Annotated in this window: 20 protein-coding genes; 14 read left to right on the top strand and 6 right to left on the bottom strand. The window is 64.7% G+C overall.

Features of this window, described 5'->3' with window-relative positions; all coding sequences use genetic code 11:
- Position 1: 1 nt before the first annotated feature.
- From FFI87_RS09005 to FFI87_RS08955, 11 genes are all read left to right on the top strand, one after another.
- Positions 2–388, top strand: coding sequence for a hypothetical protein (locus FFI87_RS09005; RefSeq protein ID WP_138847636.1), 387 nt, complete (start codon positions 2–4; stop codon positions 386–388).
- A 56-nt stretch (positions 389–444) separates the two neighbouring features.
- Positions 445–1,884 (top strand): UbiA family prenyltransferase, encoded by a 1,440-nt coding sequence (locus FFI87_RS09000; RefSeq protein ID WP_138847637.1) that lies wholly within the window; start codon positions 445–447, stop codon positions 1,882–1,884.
- Positions 1,881–3,089, top strand: a complete 1,209-nt coding sequence (locus tag FFI87_RS08995) for a hypothetical protein (protein WP_315852870.1) — start codon at positions 1,881–1,883, stop codon at positions 3,087–3,089. The genes FFI87_RS09000 and FFI87_RS08995 overlap by 4 nt, the downstream gene beginning before the upstream one ends.
- Positions 3,086–3,424 carry a small multidrug resistance protein gene (locus FFI87_RS08990; RefSeq protein WP_138847639.1) on the top strand — a complete coding sequence of 113 codons (339 nt, stop codon included), beginning with the start codon at positions 3,086–3,088 and terminating at the stop codon, positions 3,422–3,424. The genes FFI87_RS08995 and FFI87_RS08990 overlap by 4 nt, the downstream gene beginning before the upstream one ends.
- 83 nt (positions 3,425–3,507) lie before the next feature.
- Entirely contained in the window at positions 3,508–5,175 is a 1,668-nt protein-coding gene (locus FFI87_RS08985; protein ID WP_138848481.1) for a ShlB/FhaC/HecB family hemolysin secretion/activation protein, read from the top strand.
- 24 nt (positions 5,176–5,199) lie between these two features.
- Positions 5,200–5,766, top strand: a complete 567-nt coding sequence (locus FFI87_RS08980) for a hypothetical protein (RefSeq protein ID WP_138847640.1) — start codon at positions 5,200–5,202, stop codon at positions 5,764–5,766.
- A 631-nt stretch (positions 5,767–6,397) separates the two neighbouring features.
- Complete coding sequence (locus tag FFI87_RS08975; RefSeq protein WP_138847641.1) at positions 6,398–7,147, top strand: FkbM family methyltransferase; 750 nt, start codon at positions 6,398–6,400, stop codon at positions 7,145–7,147.
- Positions 7,148–8,140 (top strand): phosphotransferase enzyme family protein, encoded by a 993-nt coding sequence (locus tag FFI87_RS08970; RefSeq protein WP_138847642.1) that lies wholly within the window; start codon positions 7,148–7,150, stop codon positions 8,138–8,140.
- Position 8,141: 1 nt separating this feature from the next.
- Entirely contained in the window at positions 8,142–9,020 is an 879-nt protein-coding gene (locus tag FFI87_RS08965) for a 4Fe-4S cluster-binding domain-containing protein (RefSeq protein ID WP_138847643.1), read from the top strand.
- Positions 9,017–10,084 carry an asparagine synthase-related protein gene (locus tag FFI87_RS08960; protein WP_138847644.1) on the top strand — a complete coding sequence of 356 codons (1,068 nt, stop codon included), beginning with the start codon at positions 9,017–9,019 and terminating at the stop codon, positions 10,082–10,084. Before FFI87_RS08965 ends, FFI87_RS08960 begins: the two co-directional genes overlap by 4 nt.
- A gap of 7 nt (positions 10,085–10,091) precedes the next feature.
- The gene (locus FFI87_RS08955; RefSeq protein ID WP_138847645.1) at positions 10,092–11,297 is read left to right on the top strand and encodes a glycosyltransferase; all 1,206 of its coding nucleotides are present in this window, start codon (positions 10,092–10,094) and stop codon (positions 11,295–11,297) included.
- On the opposite strand, the gene FFI87_RS08950 is transcribed toward FFI87_RS08955, so the two are convergent.
- Entirely contained in the window at positions 11,254–11,943 is a 690-nt protein-coding gene (locus tag FFI87_RS08950) for a cephalosporin hydroxylase family protein (RefSeq protein WP_138847646.1), read from the bottom strand. The two genes, FFI87_RS08955 and FFI87_RS08950, sit on opposite strands and share 44 nt — an antisense overlap.
- Between FFI87_RS08950 and FFI87_RS08945 the strand changes: the two genes are divergently transcribed.
- On the top strand, positions 11,942–12,934 hold the full coding sequence (locus tag FFI87_RS08945) for a phosphotransferase (RefSeq protein WP_261378152.1): 993 nt from the start codon (positions 11,942–11,944) through the stop codon (positions 12,932–12,934). The genes FFI87_RS08950 and FFI87_RS08945 overlap by 2 nt on opposite strands.
- 12 nt (positions 12,935–12,946) lie before the next feature.
- On the opposite strand, the gene FFI87_RS08940 is transcribed toward FFI87_RS08945, so the two are convergent.
- From FFI87_RS08940 to FFI87_RS08920, 5 genes are all read right to left on the bottom strand, one after another.
- Complete coding sequence (locus FFI87_RS08940) at positions 12,947–13,522, bottom strand: polysaccharide deacetylase family protein (RefSeq protein ID WP_138847647.1); 576 nt, start codon at positions 13,520–13,522, stop codon at positions 12,947–12,949.
- A 125-nt stretch (positions 13,523–13,647) separates the two neighbouring features.
- Entirely contained in the window at positions 13,648–14,457 is an 810-nt protein-coding gene (locus tag FFI87_RS08935) for an ABC transporter ATP-binding protein (RefSeq protein ID WP_138847648.1), read from the bottom strand.
- A complete protein-coding gene (locus FFI87_RS08930; protein WP_138847649.1) occupies positions 14,450–15,514 on the bottom strand; it encodes a FecCD family ABC transporter permease in 1,065 nt (354 codons plus the stop codon). Before FFI87_RS08930 ends, FFI87_RS08935 begins: the two co-directional genes overlap by 8 nt.
- Positions 15,511–16,446: an alpha/beta hydrolase gene (locus FFI87_RS08925; RefSeq protein ID WP_249177389.1), complete on the bottom strand. Its 936-nt coding sequence runs from the start codon at positions 16,444–16,446 to the stop codon at positions 15,511–15,513. Before FFI87_RS08925 ends, FFI87_RS08930 begins: the two co-directional genes overlap by 4 nt.
- A 7-nt stretch (positions 16,447–16,453) precedes the next feature.
- Positions 16,454–17,575 carry an ABC transporter substrate-binding protein gene (locus FFI87_RS08920; protein ID WP_138847651.1) on the bottom strand — a complete coding sequence of 374 codons (1,122 nt, stop codon included), beginning with the start codon at positions 17,573–17,575 and terminating at the stop codon, positions 16,454–16,456.
- 161 nt (positions 17,576–17,736) lie between these two features.
- Between FFI87_RS08920 and FFI87_RS08915 the strand changes: the two genes are divergently transcribed.
- Together FFI87_RS08915 and FFI87_RS08910 are read left to right on the top strand one after the other, a co-directional pair.
- The gene (locus tag FFI87_RS08915; protein ID WP_138847652.1) at positions 17,737–18,708 is read left to right on the top strand and encodes a helix-turn-helix transcriptional regulator; all 972 of its coding nucleotides are present in this window, start codon (positions 17,737–17,739) and stop codon (positions 18,706–18,708) included.
- A gap of 117 nt (positions 18,709–18,825) precedes the next feature.
- Positions 18,826–21,006 carry a TonB-dependent receptor domain-containing protein gene (locus tag FFI87_RS08910; RefSeq protein WP_138847653.1) on the top strand — a complete coding sequence of 727 codons (2,181 nt, stop codon included), beginning with the start codon at positions 18,826–18,828 and terminating at the stop codon, positions 21,004–21,006.
- Positions 21,007–21,017 lie beyond the last annotated feature (11 nt).

The raw sequence follows: 21,017 nt of genomic DNA, 5'->3' as shown, positions 1-21,017 counted from the left end.
TATGGATCTGAATCGAATCAAAACCTTGTTGCGGGACTTGGCACTGTCACACGGCTTGACGGATGCTGATCTACGTGCATACAACGAAGAAGCGGACGACCTAGAGTGGTATATCAATTGGAAGAGTGATCAAGATGAATTGTTCGCGAAAGAAATGCGCCGCATTCGGGATGCCCTTAATCTGTATGACTCCGCCATGAATAAGGGGGACAAGTTGACGGCCAAAGCTGGATTAATCCATGCTGGAATTGCTCTTCAGGGCCTATCAGGCTTCTTTGATGGTTTAATGCACGACGTAAAAAAAGCGTATGCCGATCCTCGCTTCGGTTGGCCGGAGTTTCCGAGTGATGACTGGAAAATTCCACCTGAATATGGGTTCAAGGAATGACCGATCCGATCATGATAATTAAACTGATGGTCCGTTATTAAGGTCAATCGATAAAAATGCGAGAGACCAAAAAACTGCCGCTCGTCGTTGATCTGGATGGCACGTTGACGGTTTCGGATACCTTGATGGAATCCGTGATACGTGTCGTCAAGCGAAAACCGGTGAACCTACTGCGCCTGCCCTTCTGGCTCGCGGGCGGTCGCGCCGCGTTTAAGGCCAAGGTGGCAGAGCATGCCGATTTTCGAGCGGAAACGCTTCCGTATCGCGAATCGCTTGTCGACTTCCTCACCTGCGAACGTGAGAGCGGTCGAAAAATCGTGCTCGCAACTGCAGCACATCGTTCGATCGCTGACCGTGTAAGCACGCATCTTGGCCTGTTCGATCGTGTCATTGCCACCAATGACGACACGAATCTCAAGGGAGAGGCCAAACTGGCCTGCATTCGTCAGCAGATCGGCGACGACTTCGTGTATGCGGGCGATAGCAAGGCCGACTTGCCGGTCTGGGCTGGTGCGAAAGGTGCCATCCTAGCTGGCGTTTCATCGGATGTCGCCGCAGATGTTCGGAGCTACGTTCCCATCGAACACGAGTTTGCGAATGTCCGTGCAACGTTCTCCACATGGTGCAAGGCCCTGCGTGTCCACCAGTGGCTAAAGAACCTGCTGCTGTTCGTCCCACTGCTAACGGCCTTTGTATTCTTCGATATCGACAAGGTCGGCATGCTCGCACTGGCGTTCTTGTCAATGTCGCTTGGCGCGTCGGCAACCTACATCGGCAACGATCTTTGGGATTTGGACAGCGATCGCAGACATCCAAGAAAGCGCAATCGTCCCCTCGCGAGCGGGGTGTTGTCGATCAATCAAGGCATCGCCTGCGCAGCGGTACTGCTGACATTGGCGTTTGCCTTGGCGTTGGCGGTGTCCACCGAATTTACCGGCATGTTCGCGTTCTATCTCTTCCTTACGACCGCGTACAGTTGGCGCTTGAAGTCGGTTGTGCTACTCGATGTGGTCGTCTTGTCATTGCTATACACGTACCGAATCGTCGCGGGGGCGGTCGCAGCGGAAATCATGGTGAGCCGATGGCTTCTCGCGTTCTCCATATTTGCATTTCTCAGCCTCGCGCTCGTGAAACGTTGCTCCGAGTTGGTGCTTTTACGCCAGAGCGACAAAAGCGCGACGGCAGGCCGGGACTATCGTGTAAGTGACCTCGAAGTCCTTTGGCCGTTTGGCATCGGTGCTTCTCTTGCAGCGGTGGTCGTGTTTGGTCTGTTTATCAATGCCCCGGAAACGGTAGATCGTTACACGATTCCGCACCTTCTTTGGTTCGTGCAGATTGGATTGATCTATCTGTTCGGCCGCCTTTGGATCGCCACAGTGCGTGGCGCGATGCACGACGATCCTATCGTTCATATTCTCGAAAACCGCGGTAGCTTCAGCATGCTTTGCGTCATGGTGGCAATCGTGCTGGCCGCTCACTTTTTGCCAGCTCCATGAGCGGCACAATACCCATGACGGAAAAGAACCGAAACCGCGTGCTGGCGTTCTGCCGCTTCGCCATCGTCTACGTGCTGCTGTTCGTGTGCGCGGGAAACATCACCAACAGCATGTTGCTGAAGTGGGGTTTCCGCGATGATCAGAAGGGCGACTTCGCAACCAGCTACAGCCTCGTCGGCATGATGAACGGCGATGCGCCGAAGCCGTATGTCTATCGCTCGTCGTTCCCGCGAGCCGCAAAATGGGTAGCCGAGCGGCTTGGGCAGGAAAAGCAGGAAAAGCTTTTCAAATCGATCAAACGACACGATTCGCTGCACAACGCCTATTTCACAAGTGTGCCGGATGAATATTGGACGCCGATCGTGGCACTCGTCTATCACCTGACGTACATCGCGATCGTGTTGTCGACTCTGTTCGCGCTGTTGCTGGTCTACAAGCTAGCCAGACTACATGGACTGAACTTTGGGCAATCTGTTGGCTTTCTGGCGGCATTCGGCTTCGTCTATCCGCTCACGTTTCAGCAGGGCGGTTACTACTACGACTTCTTCGAACTGCTCGGTGTGCTCGGTGCATGCTATTTCCTGCTGAAGAGGCAGATGCTGGTATGCACGTTGATGGTCTCCATCTTCTCCCTGAACAAGGAAACGTTCTTCCTTGTTCCCCTTGCGCTGTTCTTCCTACACGAGCGTGAAATCCCGGTATTCAAGCGAGTCGGTTGGCTGGTACTGCAACTTGTAATCTGCGTCGGCACTCGCCATTTCATCATGAGCGGGTACGACACGAATGCAGGTGGTTTCGTCGAATTTCATGTGTGGGATAACCTGAAATTCTGGCTCAATCCCTTGTCTTACCTGTCGTTCTACAACCTCATCGGCAAAGGCATCTTTACACCAAGTCTCGAAAATCCGCTGATGCTTGCGCCGCTTGCGGTGTTCTTCGGCTCGGCCTGGCGCGCGACGCCACGTCGATACCGTATCTACTTTTTTGCGGCATTCCTACCGGTGCTGGTGTTGTTCTTTTTCTTCGGTTACCGCGACGAAGCGCGAAACTTTTCGGTCGTATTTCCCGCCGTCGTGCTGATCGCCCTACATGGCGCGAATCGGTTCAATGCGACTTTTGGTGGGAACGCGACCGCATCCGATGACACCCGCATAGACGCCGGTCCCCGGACCGATGCTGCAGTAGCGATGGAGGTCGCACGGTGAACTGGCTGATCGTCGTTGCAAGTGGCTTTTTCGGCGGTCTCGCGAGCATATTGCTCCGAGTTGCGGCTCTCAAGGGAATCACACTCGGCGAGTCGAGCATGTTGCCGTGGATCGCACGCGGGGCAGCCATCGGTGCCTATGGTGTCGGGTTCCTCCTTTACGCAATCGCACTCCGCAAAACAACGCTTGGCGTTGCGTATCCGACGATGGTGGCGATTTCCATGCTCGTGGTGCTGTCGTTCACGGCGTTACACGAACACCTGTTGCGGCCGATGCAGATCGTCGGCGCTGTCGTCATCCTGATGGGGGTCTGGATGGTCACGCGGTACGCGTAATCGAGAGAATCAAATACATGAAGAAGAAAATCCGAGGGGGTAGTCTTGTCGCCGGATCGTTGCTTTTTGCATCGACCTGCGCGATGGCACAAACGATTCCGCCGGTTGGCAACGACCAACAGGCACGCCAGCAAGAAGAAGCACGCGAGCGGGAACGAACCGTTTCCGCGCCTGCAGTTCGTTCGAGTGTCGCAGCGAGTGCTGGTTATCCAGAGCTTCCGACCGAAACGCCATGCTTCCGCATTGATCGTTTCATTGTCAACGTTCCCGACGCGTTGCCGGATGGCTTGAAAGCGCAGGGCGCATCCGCGTTACCGATGGACCGCTTTGCTTTCGCGCGTGAATGGCTTGAACACTACACGGGGCAATGCGTCGGCAAGCAAGGGCTCGATGTCCTTGTCAAAGCATTGTCGCAAGACATTTTGTCACGCGGCTACATCACGACGCGCGTGCTGCTGCCCGAACAGGACCTGTCGACAGGCACGCTGAAAGTCGCACTGATCCCCGGCACGATCCGGCACGTACGCTTCGCCGATGAAAAACTGCGTGGCACATGGAAAACCGCGTTTCCGACGCGCGACGGCGAACTGTTGAACCTGCGCGACCTTGAGCAAGGTCTGGAGCAGATGAAGCGGGTCACCAGCCAAGACGTGTCGATGCAGATCGTTCCGGCCGATGTACCGGGCGAAAGCGATGCGGTGCTCGACGTGAAACGCGGCAAGCCGTGGACCGTCGTCGCATCGATCGACAACTCGGGCACGCGCGCGACCGGTAAGCTGCAAGGCAACCTGTCGATCGGCATCGACAACCCGTTGGGCTTGAACGACATTTTCAACGTCGGTGTGAGTCAAGACCTTGAACTTGGTGACAACCGCCTTGGTTCGCACGGCTGGAACGGTTTCTATTCGATCCCGTGGGGATATTGGACGGCGACCCTTTCCACATACACGAACACTTACTATCAGCAAATTGCGGGCGTCAACCAGACGTTCGTCGCGAGTGGTAATTCCAAGACCGTCGATTTCAAGCTGAATCGCGTACTGTCGCGCAGCCAGAATGACGTGTTCGGCGCGCAGTTCAGGCTGTCGCGCCGTTTCGGTCAGAGCTTCATCGAGGATACGGAAATCCCGCAGCAGCGCCGCAACAACACGTTCGTTGAATTCGGCCTGACCGATCGCCACTATTTCGGCGGCGCGCAGTTCGATGGCACGCTTGCGTACAGGCAAGGTATCGGCACGTTTGGCGCACAGGACGATGTATTGGCAACGGACGGTGGTCCGACGTATCGCTACAAATTGGCCGTGCTGGATGCGAACCTGTCGGTGCCGTTCGCGATCGCGCAACAGCCGTTCCGCTACGTGACGACCTTTCACGGCCAATATACCGGCAACACGTTGTACTACATCGACGACCTGACGATCGGCAGCCGTTACACGGTCCGCGGTTTCGACGGCGAAACGATGTTGGCGGCGGCGCGCGGCTTCTACTGGCGCAACGAACTGCAAATGCCTATCGGGCAGACAGGGCAGGCGATTTATGCAGGACTCGATTACGGCCGCGTTTGGGGACCGCAGCCTGTCGCGCTGGTCGGTACGCAACTGGCCGGGGCAGTGATCGGCGTTAAAGGCAGCGTTGCAACGCGCTTCGGCGGTTACGGCTACGACCTGTTCGCCGGTACGCCGGTCTACAAGCCGTCCGGATTCCCGACTGCGCGTGTCACGGTTGGATTTCAGGTTACAGCGCAGTTCTGAAATTATCGAAGATAGAATTCCGTGATGTTTAAAAATACGATGATGGCTGTTGCACTCGGCACATTGTTGGCTGGCTGTGCGTCGCAGAACACGCACAGTGCGGCCTACGATCCTGCAACCGATGCGAGGATTCGCGTTTATTTTGGCGCATCCACGCACTTCTTCTTCAACACGGCATGCGAACCGAAGAAAGGTGTACTCGGTTTCGGCGGCGGAATGACAGTGGCTAAACCACGCACGCTACATCTCGCCAACACGACGATCGGGATGCCCGTTCCAGAGGACGCGTATCGGTACTATGACGAGTATGTGATCAAAGCCAACGAGCCACTGACGATTTCGGTCGAATACGGTGGTGACTCGTTGCCTGATTTCAACGGCTTCGTTTTTAGAAGTCGGTTTCAGCACATTGCGCGTACTTTCGTTCCTCTGGCTGGTAAAGATTACGAAGTGTTCGCAAGCAATGCACCGAATAGTCTCCAACTCAACGTTCGGAGGCTATCTGTCGTAGGTGAGCACGTTGAGACGGAGCCGGTCGGCATCAAGGCCGCGCCAAAGTGCCAAGATGTCAGTCACGACCCTGCCGGGTAAGTTTCGTTTGCCTATGACGAGTTCACGACAATAACCGATGCAGGAAGATTGCGAGCTAACCGCTTTTTTTGCAGCGGCACGTCGATGCGTTGCTGTCGCCGAATTCTGAGCCGCGCCCGCCGTGCTTCCATTGCGGCTCAGCGCCCGTTGGTATTCGTGGGTACCGAAGCGCCTGAGTGGTCACCGAATTCCGCGCTTCTTGTGCGGGGCGTGTAATCGCGAATTTACACGGCTGCATGGTACGCCGCTGTATGAGCGTCATGCGCAAAAGTTGGAGGCGCTGATAGCGCTTCTATCGCAACCGATCAGCCGTTCGACCGTTGCGACGACACGGCCGCTTCATTGACAAGGTACGGATGCGACTGGGAAAAATTGTCGCTGCTTGGCGGCTGTGGAGCCTTCCGTTCGTGCGCCGGGGCTGGACAGTACGAAGCGCGGCGCGTGGAGCGAAACCGACGGAAATGCATCAGGCCCGCATCGGCCGCCTCGTCGAAGTGGGTTTTTTCTTTCCGCCCGCGGCCAAGCCCGATACCGTTGCGCGTTCCAGTTTCCTCCCGCCGATCGACTTCGGGTAAATTACCTACCGAACGCCACCCCCCATTCATCACCCCTGACCCGGAGCCGCCCCTCGATGCAGGACCATCCCCTCCCGCTCGACCTGTCCGGCCTTGCGCAAAGCATTTACGCGCAGGGCACCGAGGAGGGCATCCTGGCGCGCCTGATGGAGCGGATCGCGCCGGCCAACCGATTCTGCGTCGACATCGGCGCGAGCGACGGCCTGCGCAACAGCAACACCGCGCGGTTGCTGCACGAACAGGATTGGGCCGGCGTGCTGGTGGAAGCCAGCGCATATCGGTTCGGCAAGCTCGCCGCCCACTACGCGGGCGCGGAGCGCGTGCGTTTGCACCACGACCGCGTCCAGCCCGACACGGTCGACCTGTTGCTCGCCGATGCGAACGTGCCCGCCGACTTCGACCTGCTGTCAATCGATATCGATGGCAACGACTACTGGGTGTGGCGCGGCCTGCAAGCGTTTCAGCCGCGCATCGTGGTGATCGAATACAACCCGTACTACACGCCGCCCGAACGCTGGGTCATGTGCTTCAATCCGGACCACGAATGGGACGGGTCGACCTATTACGGCGCGAGCCTCGAATCGCTCGTTCATCTCGGCAGGCAGAAGGGCTATGAGCTCGTCTGCTGCGACGACATGGGCAACAACGCATTCTTCGTGCGGCAGGACCTGTACCCGCTGGTCGGCATCGTGAACAACGCTCCTTCGGTGCTGTTCCGCCCGGCGATGTACAAGCTGCGCTACGTCGGCCACAACACGTTCCTGACCGGTCATCCGTATCGACACGGGCCGGCGGAGCACATCTGAATGGACCGGCTTGCGATCCCATTTGACGAGATTCGCGACGCCTACGCGCTCGGCCGAAGCGATGCACCGCGCCAGGTCAGCGAACGCGTGTGGTATCTGCCGGCTGACAGCGGCGGTGTGGCAGTCAAGCTCTATGCGCTCGAACACCATGCGCGCGCGGCCAGGGAGGCCGCCGTCCTCGCGCATCTGGAAATGCACGGCGATGCCCGCTTCCGTGTCCAGACGCTGAAACGCACGACAGCCGGCGCATCGCTGTGGACGGGGCAGGACTCGCACGCGATGCTCACGCGCTGGGAAGCCGGGCAGTTCAGAACCTACGATACATTTTCGCCAACCGAGTGGAATGCGCTCGGCGCGAGTCTGGCCGCGCTGCACCTGAGCCTCGACCGGCTGCATCTGCCGTCGCTCGACACGATCCGCGCACGGCTGACCGCGATCGATGCGGACGCGGTGCGCCGCAGCCTGCTCGACGCACGGGATCGTGCGCACGCGAACGAGGGCGCCGCGAACCTGCGCCGCTATGTCGAACTCGCGCTGCGCATGATCGACCGCTACTATCCGGGCAGCGTCGAAGCGTTTCCCGCCAACGATCCGCAGCACCCGATTCATAACGACTACAACCAGTTCAACTATCTGTTCACGGGCACGCTGCCGCCGCTGATTCTCGACTGGGAAGCATCGATCGGCGCGCCGCGCGAATACGAGCTGGTGCGTTGCCTGAATCATTTGCCGCTGGAGGCGCCGCATCTGGCGGCAGCCTTCGTGCGCGCGTATGGCCGGGTCCGGCCGGTGAATCCCGCGCACCTCCCGTGGGCCGTCGATGCCGCGTGTCTGCAGCACGCGCTCAAGCTGTGGGTCGTGCAAGGCTGGCTCGACGATCCCGTGCGCTTCGCCGCGCACCTGAACGGGGCGGTGACGATGGCGTCCGCGATGGTGGACGCGCGCGAGCGTCTGATCGATTTCTTTTCCCGTTGCGTGGAAGCAGGAAGCTGAAGTGAGTGCGAATCCGAACCGGGCCACGAACCCGCTGCCGTCCGGCGAACGGCAACATGTCTTCCCGCCGCCGCTGGATCGCGATTACCGCGTCGAAGACGGGCGCGTCCGGACGCGCTCGCTGGAAGCGCATATCGTCGATCACTGCAACCTGACCTGCGCGGAATGCTGCTCGCTGTCGCCGCTGCTGCCCGAGTGGTATGCGAGCCCCGAATCGATCGAGTCCGATCTGCGCAAGGCCGCGAAGGTGCTGAGCCCGCGTATTTTCAAGCTGGTCGGCGGCGAACCGCTGTTGCACCCGGCGCTCGTCGAACTCGTCGAACGCGTGCGCGGCACGGGCATCGCGCCCGTGATCTCGGTCACGACGAACGGCCTGAAGCTCGGCGAGATGCCGGACGCGTTCTGGCAGTCGGTGGATGCGCTGACGATCTCGCGCTACCCGAAGCCGTCGCTGTCGCCCGACCTGATTGCGTATGTCGAGCATCAGGCCGCACGCTTCGACGTACGTCTGAACTGGAAGGTGCAGGACGTGTTCACGACGATGAATCGTGCACAGCCCGGCACGGATCGCGACGACGCGCGGCGTCTCTATCACGATTGCTGGATCCGCGAGCGCTGCCATATGATTCGCGACGGCATGTTCTACACGTGCACGCGTCCCGCGCATTTCCATACGCTGTACAAGGGCGAGAAGGATTTCCAGGCCGACGGCCTGCCGCTGCGCGATGACGCCGGGATGCTTGATGCGATGCTCGCCTATCTGCAACGCGAGGTGCCGCTCGAAGCGTGCCTGCATTGCCGCGGCGGCAGCGCGCCGGTAGCGCCGCATCGCATCCTGAAACGCATTGAAGTGGACACCTTGAAGGCTCGTTATCCATGATCGTCGGCACGCGCGACCCGTTCGGTTTCGATCGTCTGCACTACCATCCGCGCAGCGGCGTGTCGGCGTCCGGCATCCGCGCCGTCCTGCAGGCGTCGGGGCAAGCGGCCGGCGCGCCGGATGCGGCCGCCATCGCGGGCTACCTGAGCGGCGAGCGCCTGATCGGCCGCACGGTGCTGCGCGACGTGCTCGCGGTGCCGCCCGGTCATGCACTGATCCGGGCGCCGCACGGCCTGGCGGTGCGGCCGGCGCCCGAGCGGCCCCGGCATGCCGATCTGGACACCGTGCTGCGCGCATCGCTGCAACGCGCGCTCGACAGCGGCAAGCGCGTCGCGCTGGCGCTGAGCGGCGGGCTCGATTCGGCGCTGCTGCTCGCGTTGCTGCGCGAACTCGGCGCACAGCGGCACGTGACGTCCTATATCCTCGCGACCGACATGCCCGACTACTGCGAACTCGACGCGGCGCTCGAACTCGCCGCGCAGATGCAGGCGAACGTGAAGATCGTGCGCGCGAACGAGGCCGACTTCGTCGCGGCGCTGCCGAGAACGACCCATGCGGTCGAGGAGCCGATGTTCAACCTGCATCCGGTCGCGAAGCTGCTGCTGGCCGAGGCGATCGCCGCGGACGGCGTCGAGCTGGCGATCACCGGCGACGGCGCGGATCAGGTCTTGCGCCGCGACCGGTCGGCCAACTATCTGCCGCTGTGCCATGCGTTGTTCGACGAGGCGTCGGTCGATCTGCATCCGCCGTTCGTCGATGCCGACGTCGTCGCGCATCTGACGAGCATCGCGCCCGACCCGAACAAGCAGTGCCTGCGCGATCTCGGTGCGCGCCTGAACCTGCCGGACCGTCTCGTGCACGGCCCGAAGCGCGGGCGGCTCGCACCGGCGATGGATCTCGCGCCGCTGCTCGATCGCGACCGCACGCGTGCACTGGCCGACACGCTCGGTCTGGCCGCGCCCACGTTGCAGGCGGATACCGAGCGCGTGCTGTGGGTAACGCTGACGCTGATCCTCGATCATCTCGATCGCCTTCATCCTGATGCCGCGCATCGCCCAACCTGAGTCGCTCATGAAACGCATCCTGTTCTGCGTGGTGCCCGAGAAGGGCCACGTCAATCCGTGCATCGGCCCGGCCCAGCATCTGCGCGCGGCCGGCTGCGACGTCGCGTTCTACGCGCCGGCCGACATCAGCGCGCAGCTCGACGGCGCCGGCGACTTTGCATTCGTCGGGCCGCGCGAGACGCCCGAACGCCACGATCTGTCGCGCGGCGCGAGCTTCGCCGCGAACATTCGCGACGCCGACTGGCTGAGGCACTGGATCCGCACGCTGCTGATCGATCTCGCGCCTGCTCAGGTGGACGGCATCCGCGCCGTGCTGCGCGAATGGCGGCCCGACGTGGTCGTGATCGATCCGCTGCTCTACGCGGCGGCGATCGCCGCCGAGCTGGAAGGGCTGCCGTGGGTCTCGATGTCCAATTCGCTGAATCCGGTGCTGCCCGACGCGCTCGATTCGGAACTGCTCCGTACGGTGCGATGGCTCGAGCCGGAACGCACGCGCCTGTTCGCGCGCTACGGTCTCGACGCGCGTTTTCGCGGTTGCGACATCCTGTCGCCGCATCTGACGCTCGCGTTCACGACCGACGCGCTGGTCGGTACGCCGCCGCCCGGTGTCGAACTGGTCGGCCCGGCGATGCCTTCGGGCCCGCGCGGCGACGAGACGGCGTTCCCGTGGGAACGCCTCGATGCGGATCGCCCGCTCGTCTACATGTCGCTCGGCAGCCAGCTTTACTATCACCCGGACCTGTTCGCGAAAGTCATCGACGCGACGCGCACGACGTCGGCGCAACTGGTGCTGTCGGTGGGCGAACTGGCCGATTCGGATTTGCTGCCGGTCGATGACGAGCGCGTCGTCGCGGTGCGTTACGCGCCGCAGCTGGCGCTGCTGCGGCGCACGCACGCGTTCGTCAGCCACGGCGGCGCGAATTCGGTGATGGAGTCGCTCGCGTGCGGCGTGCCGATGCTGCTGTCGCCGTTCTGCAACGACCAGTTCCATTCGGCGCACTTCGTCGAGCGGGCCGGCGCGGGATGCGTGCTCGATCTGCAGCAGGCCGGCGTCGCGGAGATTGCCGATGCGCTCGAACGCCTGTTGCGTCCCGGATCGTTGCGCGAGCAGGCGGCGCGGATCCGCGCGAGCTACGCGCGCGACGGTTCGGCGCAGGCCGCCCGCCTGATCAGCGCACTCGCTTCAGGAAGCCGCCTGGCGACAGCGTCATGAGCACGCGGTCCTCGATGTCGTGGTCGACTTCGAACCGGTCGTCGCCGGCGAGAAACGCATGCACGGCCGTGGCCGGATTGTTGCCTCTGCCGTACGGCTTGCCGTCGAACATCGACTCGGGCAGATACTCCATGATGGTATCCATCACGATCGCATGGCTGCCGGGCGTCACGAGCGGCGCATAGCAGGCGAGTTCGCGCAGCACGTGCGCGTGCGTATGCGTGAGATCGAGGATCGCCATCACGCGCGTGCCGTCGCCGATCTGCGCGCGTACCGATGCGAGGGTGTCGGTTGCGCACGATTCGCCTTCGATCAGCACCATGCGATGGGCGAGCCGGTGCGATTGCAGGCGCTGCCTGACCTCCTCGCGCAGGCGCGGTTCGATCGCGACGACGCGGCCGTGGCCACCCGTCAATTCCAGCATCGACGCGGAGAACACGACGCCGCCGCCCGCCGCGATGCCGGTCTGCACGATGCAGTCGGGACGCGCGCGCCAGATCAGTTCCTGCAGCGCGAGCATGTCGCCGGGCAGATGGAAGAAGCGCTCGCCGAGCCAGCGCGTCTGGAACAGATGGTCGAATTCGGCGGCGCGCGTCAGCCATTCGATGTTGATGTCCCGCATGCGGGCCGAAGGACGCTCTGACATGGTCAATGCAACGAGTAGGAATGACGTGAAAACGCTGGAACCGTGGCTTCACCGGTACTGGAACATCGCGCCGGCGCGCCTGCAGGCGCTGGCGTCGGGCCATACTAACAAAACGTACCTCGTCGAGTGCGCCGCGGGGCGCACGGTGCTGCGCGTGTCGTGGTCCGGCAAGCCGGTCGGGCAGGTGCATCGCGAGGCGTCGATACTCGGGCGTCTCGGCCGTTTGCGCACGACGCCGACATTGCCCGTGCTGCCGCGGCTGCGGCCGACCGTGGATGCGCAAACCGGTGTGCAGGCCGCCGATGGAAGCTGGCTGCATCTGTTCGAGCATATCGACGGACGTCCCGGCCTGCCCGACGATGCGCAGGCCGGCGCGATCGATGCGATGCGTGCGCTCGCGCATCTGCATGCGGCACTGGCGTCGATACCCGTGAGCGAATCGGCACCGCTGGCGTGGCTGTCGGCGCGTCATGCGCGCGTCGCCGCGCGGGCGATGCCGGCGTTGGCGGGCGATCTGGGCCGTGACTACGCCACGGTGATCGGGCGAATCCGCGCGCATCTCGACGCCGCCGCACGCTGGCTGACGGGGCCGGTGCGCTGGCTGCACGGCGACTATCACGCGGGTAACCTGCTGTACGTGGGCAATGCGGTGAACGGCGTGCTGGATTTCGACGATGTGGGGCAGGGCGCGCAATGGCTCGAGGCGGCCTTTGCGTTGTTCGCGCTGTCGCGCGATGCGGCCAGGGACGATCGCTTCGTATTCGATGCACGGCGCTGGGAAGCCGGCTTGCAAGCCTACGCAGCGACGCCGCCTGACGCTGCGCCGGACTGGATCCGCGTGAACCGGGATGCGCTGATGGTGCTGTTCTGCGCGGACCAGACGCTGATCCATCTCGAAGCCGCGCAGCGCGGCCTGTGGATGCCGGGGCCAGGCATCGGATTTCTCGGCGGCTGGCGCCAGTTGCTGGACGAGGCGGCGCCCGGAAGCTAGCCGGCCGTGGCGTCAGCGCTGCCGGTTCAGGAACAGGCGCACGGCTTCGACCGTGTTGGGCCGCGCTTCGCCGTGCCGCGATCCGTCGTGCATGCAGAACAGCACGTCGCGATGCCGCGCCGCGCTGGCGTCGACATGCGCGCACATTGCGTCGAATAGCGCCTGCGGTGACGGCGCCGGCCGCTGCCAGTCATCCAGTATCGCGGTCCAGCCGGTGTGTTCGCGTTGCAGGCGCGCGAGCACGGCTGCGCGATTGTCCTGCGGCATCAACCCGTACGGAAGGCGCAGCGGGATCGCGTCCGGCGCAGGAACGCCGGCGCGGCGGCAGGCCTCGCGAATCAGCGCGTCGGTCGCCTCGATCTCGTCTATCAGCACGTCGTCCGCCAGCGCGCCCGGTCTCGCGTGCGAACGGGTGTGATTGCCGAGCCGGTGGCCGTCGTGCGCCATGCTCGCCGCGACGTCCAGCGCGCCCGCCAGGTTCGTGCCGAGCAGGAAGAAGGTCGCCTTGCACGATGCGTCGCGCAGGACGTCGAGCAGCGAGGGCGTCGACGGGCCGGGGCCGTCGTCGAAACTGAGGTGAATGGACATCGCGTGGAGGGCGCGTCGTGTGAGTGGACCCTGAACGATAGCGCAATCCGGAGGCTGATCGGTCGTGCGTTGTCAGCGAGCGAAAGCATGCGCGCGCAACCGCCCGTGCTCGAGCGTTGAATCGCTCAATTGTCGCAAGCAAGCGCCGGCTCGTCCGGAATTGCCCGCTCTGCCAGCGCGACATAATCGCCCGACGCCGTGCGTTCGACCCTTGCATCGACGCGGTACGCGCGCCGCAGGTTCGGCGGCGTCAGCACGTCGGCCGGCGCGCCGTCCGCGACGAGTCCGTCGGCGCTCAGCAGCACGAGCCGGTCGCAGAAACGCGAGGCGAGATTCAGGTCGTGCATCGCGACCAGCACGATTGCGCCATGCCGGCGGGCCGCCTCGCCCACCGCCTCCAGCGCGAGCAATTGCCAGCGCAGGTCGAGCGCGCTGGTCGGTTCGTCGAGCAGCAGCAGCGGCGTGTCGCGCACGAGCACCTGCGCGAGCCCGACCATCTGCCGCTGGCCACCCGACAACCGGTCGAGTGGCGACATTGCCAGCGGGTGCAGCCGCAGCCGCGTGAACACCTGTTGCAAACACCGTTCGCGCGTCGCGTCGGACAGGCCGCCGCAGGTGGCGCGCAACGCGCTGCGCACGGCTTCGTACACGAGTAGCGACGACGGCTGCGGCAAGGTTTGCGGCAGATAGCCGACCTGCCGCGTGTGTTCGCGGCGCGACCCGTCCAGCAGGTCGAAGCTGCCGAAGGTCGCGCGACCGGTCGCGGACGCAAGCCGCGCCAGTGCGCGCAGCAGCGTCGACTTGCCGACGCCGTTCGGCCCGAGCAGCCCGACCGTCGTGCCCGGCTCGACCGGCGCGAGCGACAGGCCGTCGAGCACGACCCGGGCGCCGTAGCGGACGCACAGCGCGTCGAGATGCAGCATCGGCTCAGCCATGGAGCCTCCTGCGCCGGCTGACGAGCAGCATGAACAACGGCACGCCGACCAGCGCGGTGATGATGCCGATCGGCAGCGTCACGCCGGGGATCAGCGTCTTGCTGAGCACGGACGCGCTGGCCAGCATGATCGCGCCGGCAAGCGCCGCGCCCGGCAGGTAGTAGCGATGCTCGTCGCCGACCAGCAGCCGTGCGACGTGCGGCCCGACGAGGCCGACGAAACCGATCGTGCCGACGAACGACAGCGCCGTCGCGGACAGCAGGCTGATGCGCGCGAGCGCGACGAGTCGCAGCCGCTCGACTGAGATACCCATGCTGCGCGCTTGCTCGTCGCCGGCGCGCAGTGCCGTCAACGACGCGACGTCGACGCTCGCCCACAGCGTGCAGGTGGTGAACACGCAGGTCAGCAGCGCGATCTTGCCCCACGTCGCGCGCGCCAGGCTGCCCATGCTCCAGAACACGATCTGCTGCAACGCATTTGCATCGGCGATGAACTGCAGCAGCCACTGTAGGGCCTCGAAGCTGAACATCAGGCCGATGCCGAACAGCACGACGGTTTCAGTCGTCGCGCCGTGGCGCCACGCGAGCCAGACGATCAGCAGGGTCGCGACGCACGCGCACGCGAACGCGCCGAGCGACAGCGCGACGTTCTCGTTCCACAGCACCAGGTGCCAGCCGGAAATCACGACGAGCGACGCGCCCACGCTCGCGGCGGCCGACATGCCGAGCGTGAACGGACTCGCGAGCGGGTTGTTCAGCACGGTCTGCATTTCGGCGCCGGCGAACCCGAGCGACGCGCCGACGAGCACGGCCATCAGCGCATAGGGCAGCCGCACGTCCCACAGGATCACGCGCTGTTCGAGCGGCAGCCCGTCGGGCCGGAACAGGCCGCCGACCACATCGGCGAGCGGAAACGGCGATGGGCCGGTCGAGACGTCGACGACGAGCAGCGCGACGAGCACGCATGCGAGCGCGGCCAGCGCACCGACACGCCGCGCGGCGACCGCGCGATAGCGAAGTCGCAGCGACGAAGGCGAAACAGGGGTCGTCGTGCTCATGCGAGCGCTCCGGACGCGGGCTCGAACACCACGCGTGACGCAAGCGCGAGACTCGGCAGCACGACGCCGCCGTGATCCTCGCCGTCGATCAGCCGGAACGCGGCTTCGAGCCCCGGGCGGACGCCCACGCGCGCGATGAAGTCGCGGGCGGAACTCACCTGCTTGCGCGCCTGCTGGCGGCGCATCCGTTCGGCGTCGGGGTTCGGTGCACCTTCCTCGAGGCTGCCTGCGGTCACGAGGACGCGCAGCGGCCATGCGAGCGGGGCGGTTTGCGCGGCGAACCGGTCGGCATACGGCAGCAGCGCGCGCTCGCCCCACCAGATCGACGGGCTCGCGGCCACGTAGCGCCGAAACAGGTGCGCGCGCGTGAGCATCGCGTACAGCGTCAGCAGGCCGCCGTACGAGTGGCCGAACAGCGTCTGCCGCTCGGGATCGACCGGCAACTGGCGGGCGAGCCACGGCTGCAGGTCGTGCTCGATGAAGTCGAGAAAGCGGTCCGCGACGACGCCGCGGCCGTTCGGCAACGGCGCGAGCGTGTAGTCGTCCGCGCGCGCGGCCATGTCGTAGGGCCCGTCGACCGGATAGCCGATGCCGATCACGACGGCCTCGGCGTCGCGCGTGCCGTCCGGCCGTGCGCGGCGATTGCGGATGAGCTGCACCGCGAGCGGGAACAGCGCATTGCCGTCGAGTACGGTGAGCACCGGATGGGGCGCCGAACCGGAACGCCCGGCCGGCAACGCGACGAACAGGCGCCGCGTGCGGCCGGCGATCGTCACGTCGAACTGGCGGCTGTCCGGCACGAAGACCGGGGGCGCGGCGTCGAGGCCGGGCCACGCAGGTGCATCGGCGGCACAGGCGGGCGCGAGCCGGCCGCCGAGCGGGCCGGCCAATCCGGCGACGAGGAGGGCGCGGCGCATGGAGGAGGCGGGCATGCGCATGTCAGGATCCTTCCTGCATCCAGTATTCGCCTTGAAGCGGAACGGGCTGGAAGCGTCGCACCATCGTGTCGAACGTGGTGCGCGGATCGAGATCGGAGAACAGTGCCGGATGCAGCCACTTGGCCATCACCTGCACGGCGACGACGTTGAACGGTGAATTGTAGAAGTGATGCCAGATCGCATACGCACGCCGCTCACGGACCGCGCGCAGCCGCGTGATCTGCGGCCGCTTCAGCGACCGGTCGAGCGAGCGGACGGCGGCGTCGTGCGGCACGCCGGCGCCGAGCGCGATGCGTTGCGGCGCGCTTTGCAGCGTCTGGAGCGAGCCAATCGCGGTGCCGATGTAGAAATCGGGCTGGCGGCTCAGCAGGTATTCGGGGTTCAGCGTGCCGTGCTCGCCGGGCACGCGGCCTTTCGCGACGTTGTTGCCGCCGGCGGCGTCGAGGAGGCGGCCCATCATGCCGGTCATCGTGTCGCAGCAGTCGCTCGACAGGCCGACGCGGCTTTCGAGGAACACGCTCGGCGCGGCCGGGTGCGCGGTCGCGAGCCGCGTGCGGACGAGGTCGAGCTGCTGTTGCCAGTACGCGTTGAATTCCGCCGCGCGCTGCGGCGAGCCGAGTACCTGGCCGAGCAGCGCGATGCTGCGCGGCGTGTTGACGAGCGGGTCGTGCCGGAAGTCGACGAACACGATTGCGACGCCGGCCGCCTCGAGCCGCGCGAGCGTTTCGCGATCGCGCTCGCCGGGGCCGTGGCCGCCGCCGAGCCCGAAGATCGCAACCCGAGGACGCAGCGCGAGCGCGCGCTCGTCGCTGAAGCTGCCGGTCTGCGAGCGTCCGATGCGCGGCACGTCCTTCAGGCGCGGGAAGCGCGCGAGCCATTGCGCGTAGCTCGCGGGATCGAGTTGCTCGAAATCACCCATCATGCCAACGAGGCGGCGCGTCGGATCGTCGCCGTCGACCACCGCCAGCGCCGGCAGCAGGCGGCCCTCGCCGAGCAGCACGCGCTCGACGCGCGCGGGAATCCGGACCTGCCGCCCGGCCAGGTCGGTGACGGTCATCGTGTCCGCCCGCGCGGTATGCACCACGAGCCATCCGCACAGCCATACGCCCAGCATGGCCCACATTCCGCTTGTCTTTTTCACGTGACTCCCGATACGATATAAATGAGAATAATTATCATTTAATTGTAGCCGAGCCGGGGCCGTGGCATGGGCGTCGGATGTTTGATTGAACGCGAAAATAGTTTGTGCAGGCGCACGAGGCCTGCGCGCGGGGGTATGACGACATGACAGCGCTGACGCCAGTCGCTTTCCATTCCGATCGGAACCGACACGACGCGCACGTCGCGCGGATCCGCGAGGTGCGGCCCGGGCTGCGGATCCATTCGGACGATGCAACAGACGAATTCGACGCCGTGATGTCGGGGCAGTGTTCCCCGGGCCTGCATCTCGTGCTGCTGCTCGAGGGCTCACTCGACGTGTCGTACGGCAGCCGGCGCGTGGTGTTGACGACCGACGGGCGCCGCACCGGTCGCGCGGATCGTGAAGCCGCGCGGCCCGCGGTGCGGATGCAGTCGTTCCTGCTCAACGCCGTCGAGCCGGACACGTTCCGCAGGCGGCTCAGCAAGGGCGGTTACGCGCGGCGGCTGAGCCTCGCGATGTCGGGCGAATGGCTCGGCCATCTGCAGGCAGCCAGCCGCGGCGTCCTGCCGGAACAGCTCGGCACGATGCTGTCCGCCCATCTCGCGATCCGCTTCTGGCAGCCGACGCCGCGCGCGACGGCGCTCGCCGAACAGATCGTGCGGCCACCCGCCTATCAGCCGATGCTGCAGGCGATCTATCTGGAGAGCCGCGTGCTCGAACTGCTCGCCGAGGCGTTCACGCCGCTCGAGACCGACGCGGCACAGGCGGCGGACGCGTCGCTCGGCTCGCGCGACTATCGACGAATGGCCGAACTGCGCGCGTTCCTCGCGAGCGACGCGGCGCAGGCACTGTCGATCGACGACATCGCACGGCACGCCGGGATGAGCGCGAACGCGATGCAGCGCCAGTTTCGTGCGGCCTACGGCACGACCGTGTTCGACTTCGTCCGCGAACATCATCTGCAACGCGCGCGGCTCGCGCTCGAACGCGACGCGGTGAGCGTCAAGCAGGCCGCAGCGCTGGCCGGCTACACGAGCGCCGCGAACTTCGCGACGGCCTACAAGCGCCGCTTCGGCGTCACGCCGACGCTTGCGCGACGCAGCGACAGGCGCTGACGATGGCCGGCGACGGCGCTCAAACGACTTCGATGCTTACGCAAAGATTTCGGTGGATTACGTGTTTCATAATGCAAATGAGAATCAATCACATTACGAAACGTCGAAAGCGCCACCATGTCGAGTCAAGCCGCAAGCTTTGTATTGAAGCCGGTCGTCGTCGCCGGTCTGTATCTGATGAGTGCGCCGTGCGCGTGGGCGCAGACGCCTGACGCAACGGCGGAACCCGCCGCCGCATCCGCCGTCGCCACACCGGCCAAGCCGGCCAAATCCGCGTCGCCGGAGGCCGCCGCCGATCCGGCCGCGATGAAGGAGATCGTCGTCACGGCGAGCCGCCGCGAGCAGGCGATCCGCGAGGCGCCCGCGAGCATTTCGGTGATCACCCGGGAAGAGATCGAGGCGAAGCCGTATACATCGGTCGCCGAGATCGTCGCCAACGTCGAGGGCGTGAGCGTCGTCGGTGCATCGCCGAACGACCAGGACATCTCGATTCGCGGGATGCCGGGCGAGTACACGCTGATTCTCGTCGACGGCCGTCGCCAGAACACGCGCGAAACGATGAACCGCGGCACGGCGGGCGTGCAGTCGAACCTCATGCCGCCGCTGTCCGCGATCGAGCGGATCGAGGTCGTGCGCGGGCCGATGTCGTCGCTGTACGGCGCCGACGCGATGGGTGGCGTGATCAACGTGATCACGCGCAAGGTGCCGAAGCGCTGGGGCGGCACGATCACGGCCGGCAGTGTGTGGCAGCTCGAATCGAACCAGGGCGACACGCAGAGCGTCGACTTCTGGCTCGGCGGCCCGCTGAAATCCGACGTGCTCGGGCTGCAGGCATCGGGGCGTCTCCTGCATCGCGGCGAAGACGACATCTACTACCCGAACAGCGGAACGGGCGGGGCGAACGGGCAACGGCTTGGCAGCTTCGACGTGAAGTTGTCCGCGAAACCCGTGAGCAACCAGGACGTGAGCGTGAACGTCGGGCGCGAGCAGCTCACCTATCTCGGCACGCCGGGCAAGAGCGCCGCGCCGCTCACGCCGCGCACGGCGGCCACCGCGCTCACGGAGACGCGTCATGTCCGCGATTACTGGGGCATCACGCACGACGGCCGCTGGGGCTTCGGCGACACGACGGTGTCGCTGTACGGCGAGCGCGGCGTGCAGGACCAGTGGACGCCGGCCGGTCGTTCGCCGGTCAAGCCCGCGCTGACCGACACGATCCTGGAAGCCAAGACCGCGGTGCCGTGGTGGGGCGAGCGCAACATCATGACCGTGGGCGGCCAGCACATCTGGTCGAGGCTGTCGGGCGTCAGCGTGCAGGACGCGGTGCCGAAAGGGCATGGGGCCAATGCGGATCGCGTCGCACGCAACGCGTGGGCGCTGTTCGGCGAGAACGACTACTTCTTCAACGCCCGCCTCACGCTGACGACCGGCGTGCGACTCGATCACGACGATCGCTACGGCAGCCATGTGAGCCCGCGCGTCTACGGCGTGTATCAGCTCAGCAACGCATGGACGGTGCGCGGCGGCGTATCGACCGGTTTCCGTCCACCCTCGCTGCGCCAGAGCACGGCCGGCTACTGCATGACGTCGGGCGGAGCGGCGGGCGCGGTCCCCGGCACGCTGTGCGGCAATCCGGATCTCAAGCCGGAGACGAGCCTGACCGAGGAACTCGGCGTGCGCTACGACCTTGGCGACACGTACGCGGGCCTGACGCTGTTCAACAACCTGTTCAAGAACAAGGTGGCGAGCTACGACACGGGCAACGCCGATCCGCGCTCGCCGGGCCGCAACATCTACGTGTACGACAACATCGACCGGGTCAAGCTGTACGGGCTCGAGATCGGCGCGGGCACGCGCCTGTCGCGCACGCTGAAGATGTCGGGTGGATACACGCTGACCGAATCGCGGCGCGAGGGCAGCGGCGAGAAGGCGTTCAACGGCAGTTCGCTCGACGGCTATCCGCTCGACAAGACGCCGAAGCACAAATTCAACGTGCAGGTCGACTGGACGCCGACAGCCAAGCTCGATCTCTACGCGACGGCGAACTACAGCGGCAGCGAATACTGGGCCGCGTTCCGCAACGGTGCGAAGGGCGTGCGCGAACGGCCGTCGACGACGACCTTCGATCTCGGCGGCCGCTACCGGATCGACAAGCGGTTCTCCGTCAATTTCGCGGTGCTGAACCTGACCAACAAGATGGTGCCGATCGACGATCGCACGCGCGCGACCGGGCTGAGCGGCAACTGGCTCGTCGACCAGGGGCGCCGCATCGCGGTGAGCATGACCGCGGAAATGTGACGGCATGGCCG

Origin of the sequence: Burkholderia sp. KBS0801, assembly GCF_005937855.2 — a bacterium.
Lineage (GTDB): Bacteria > Pseudomonadota > Gammaproteobacteria > Burkholderiales > Burkholderiaceae > Burkholderia > Burkholderia ambifaria.
Note: the sequence above shows the minus strand (reverse complement) of the source record. Positions and strands in the feature narration are given on the sequence as shown.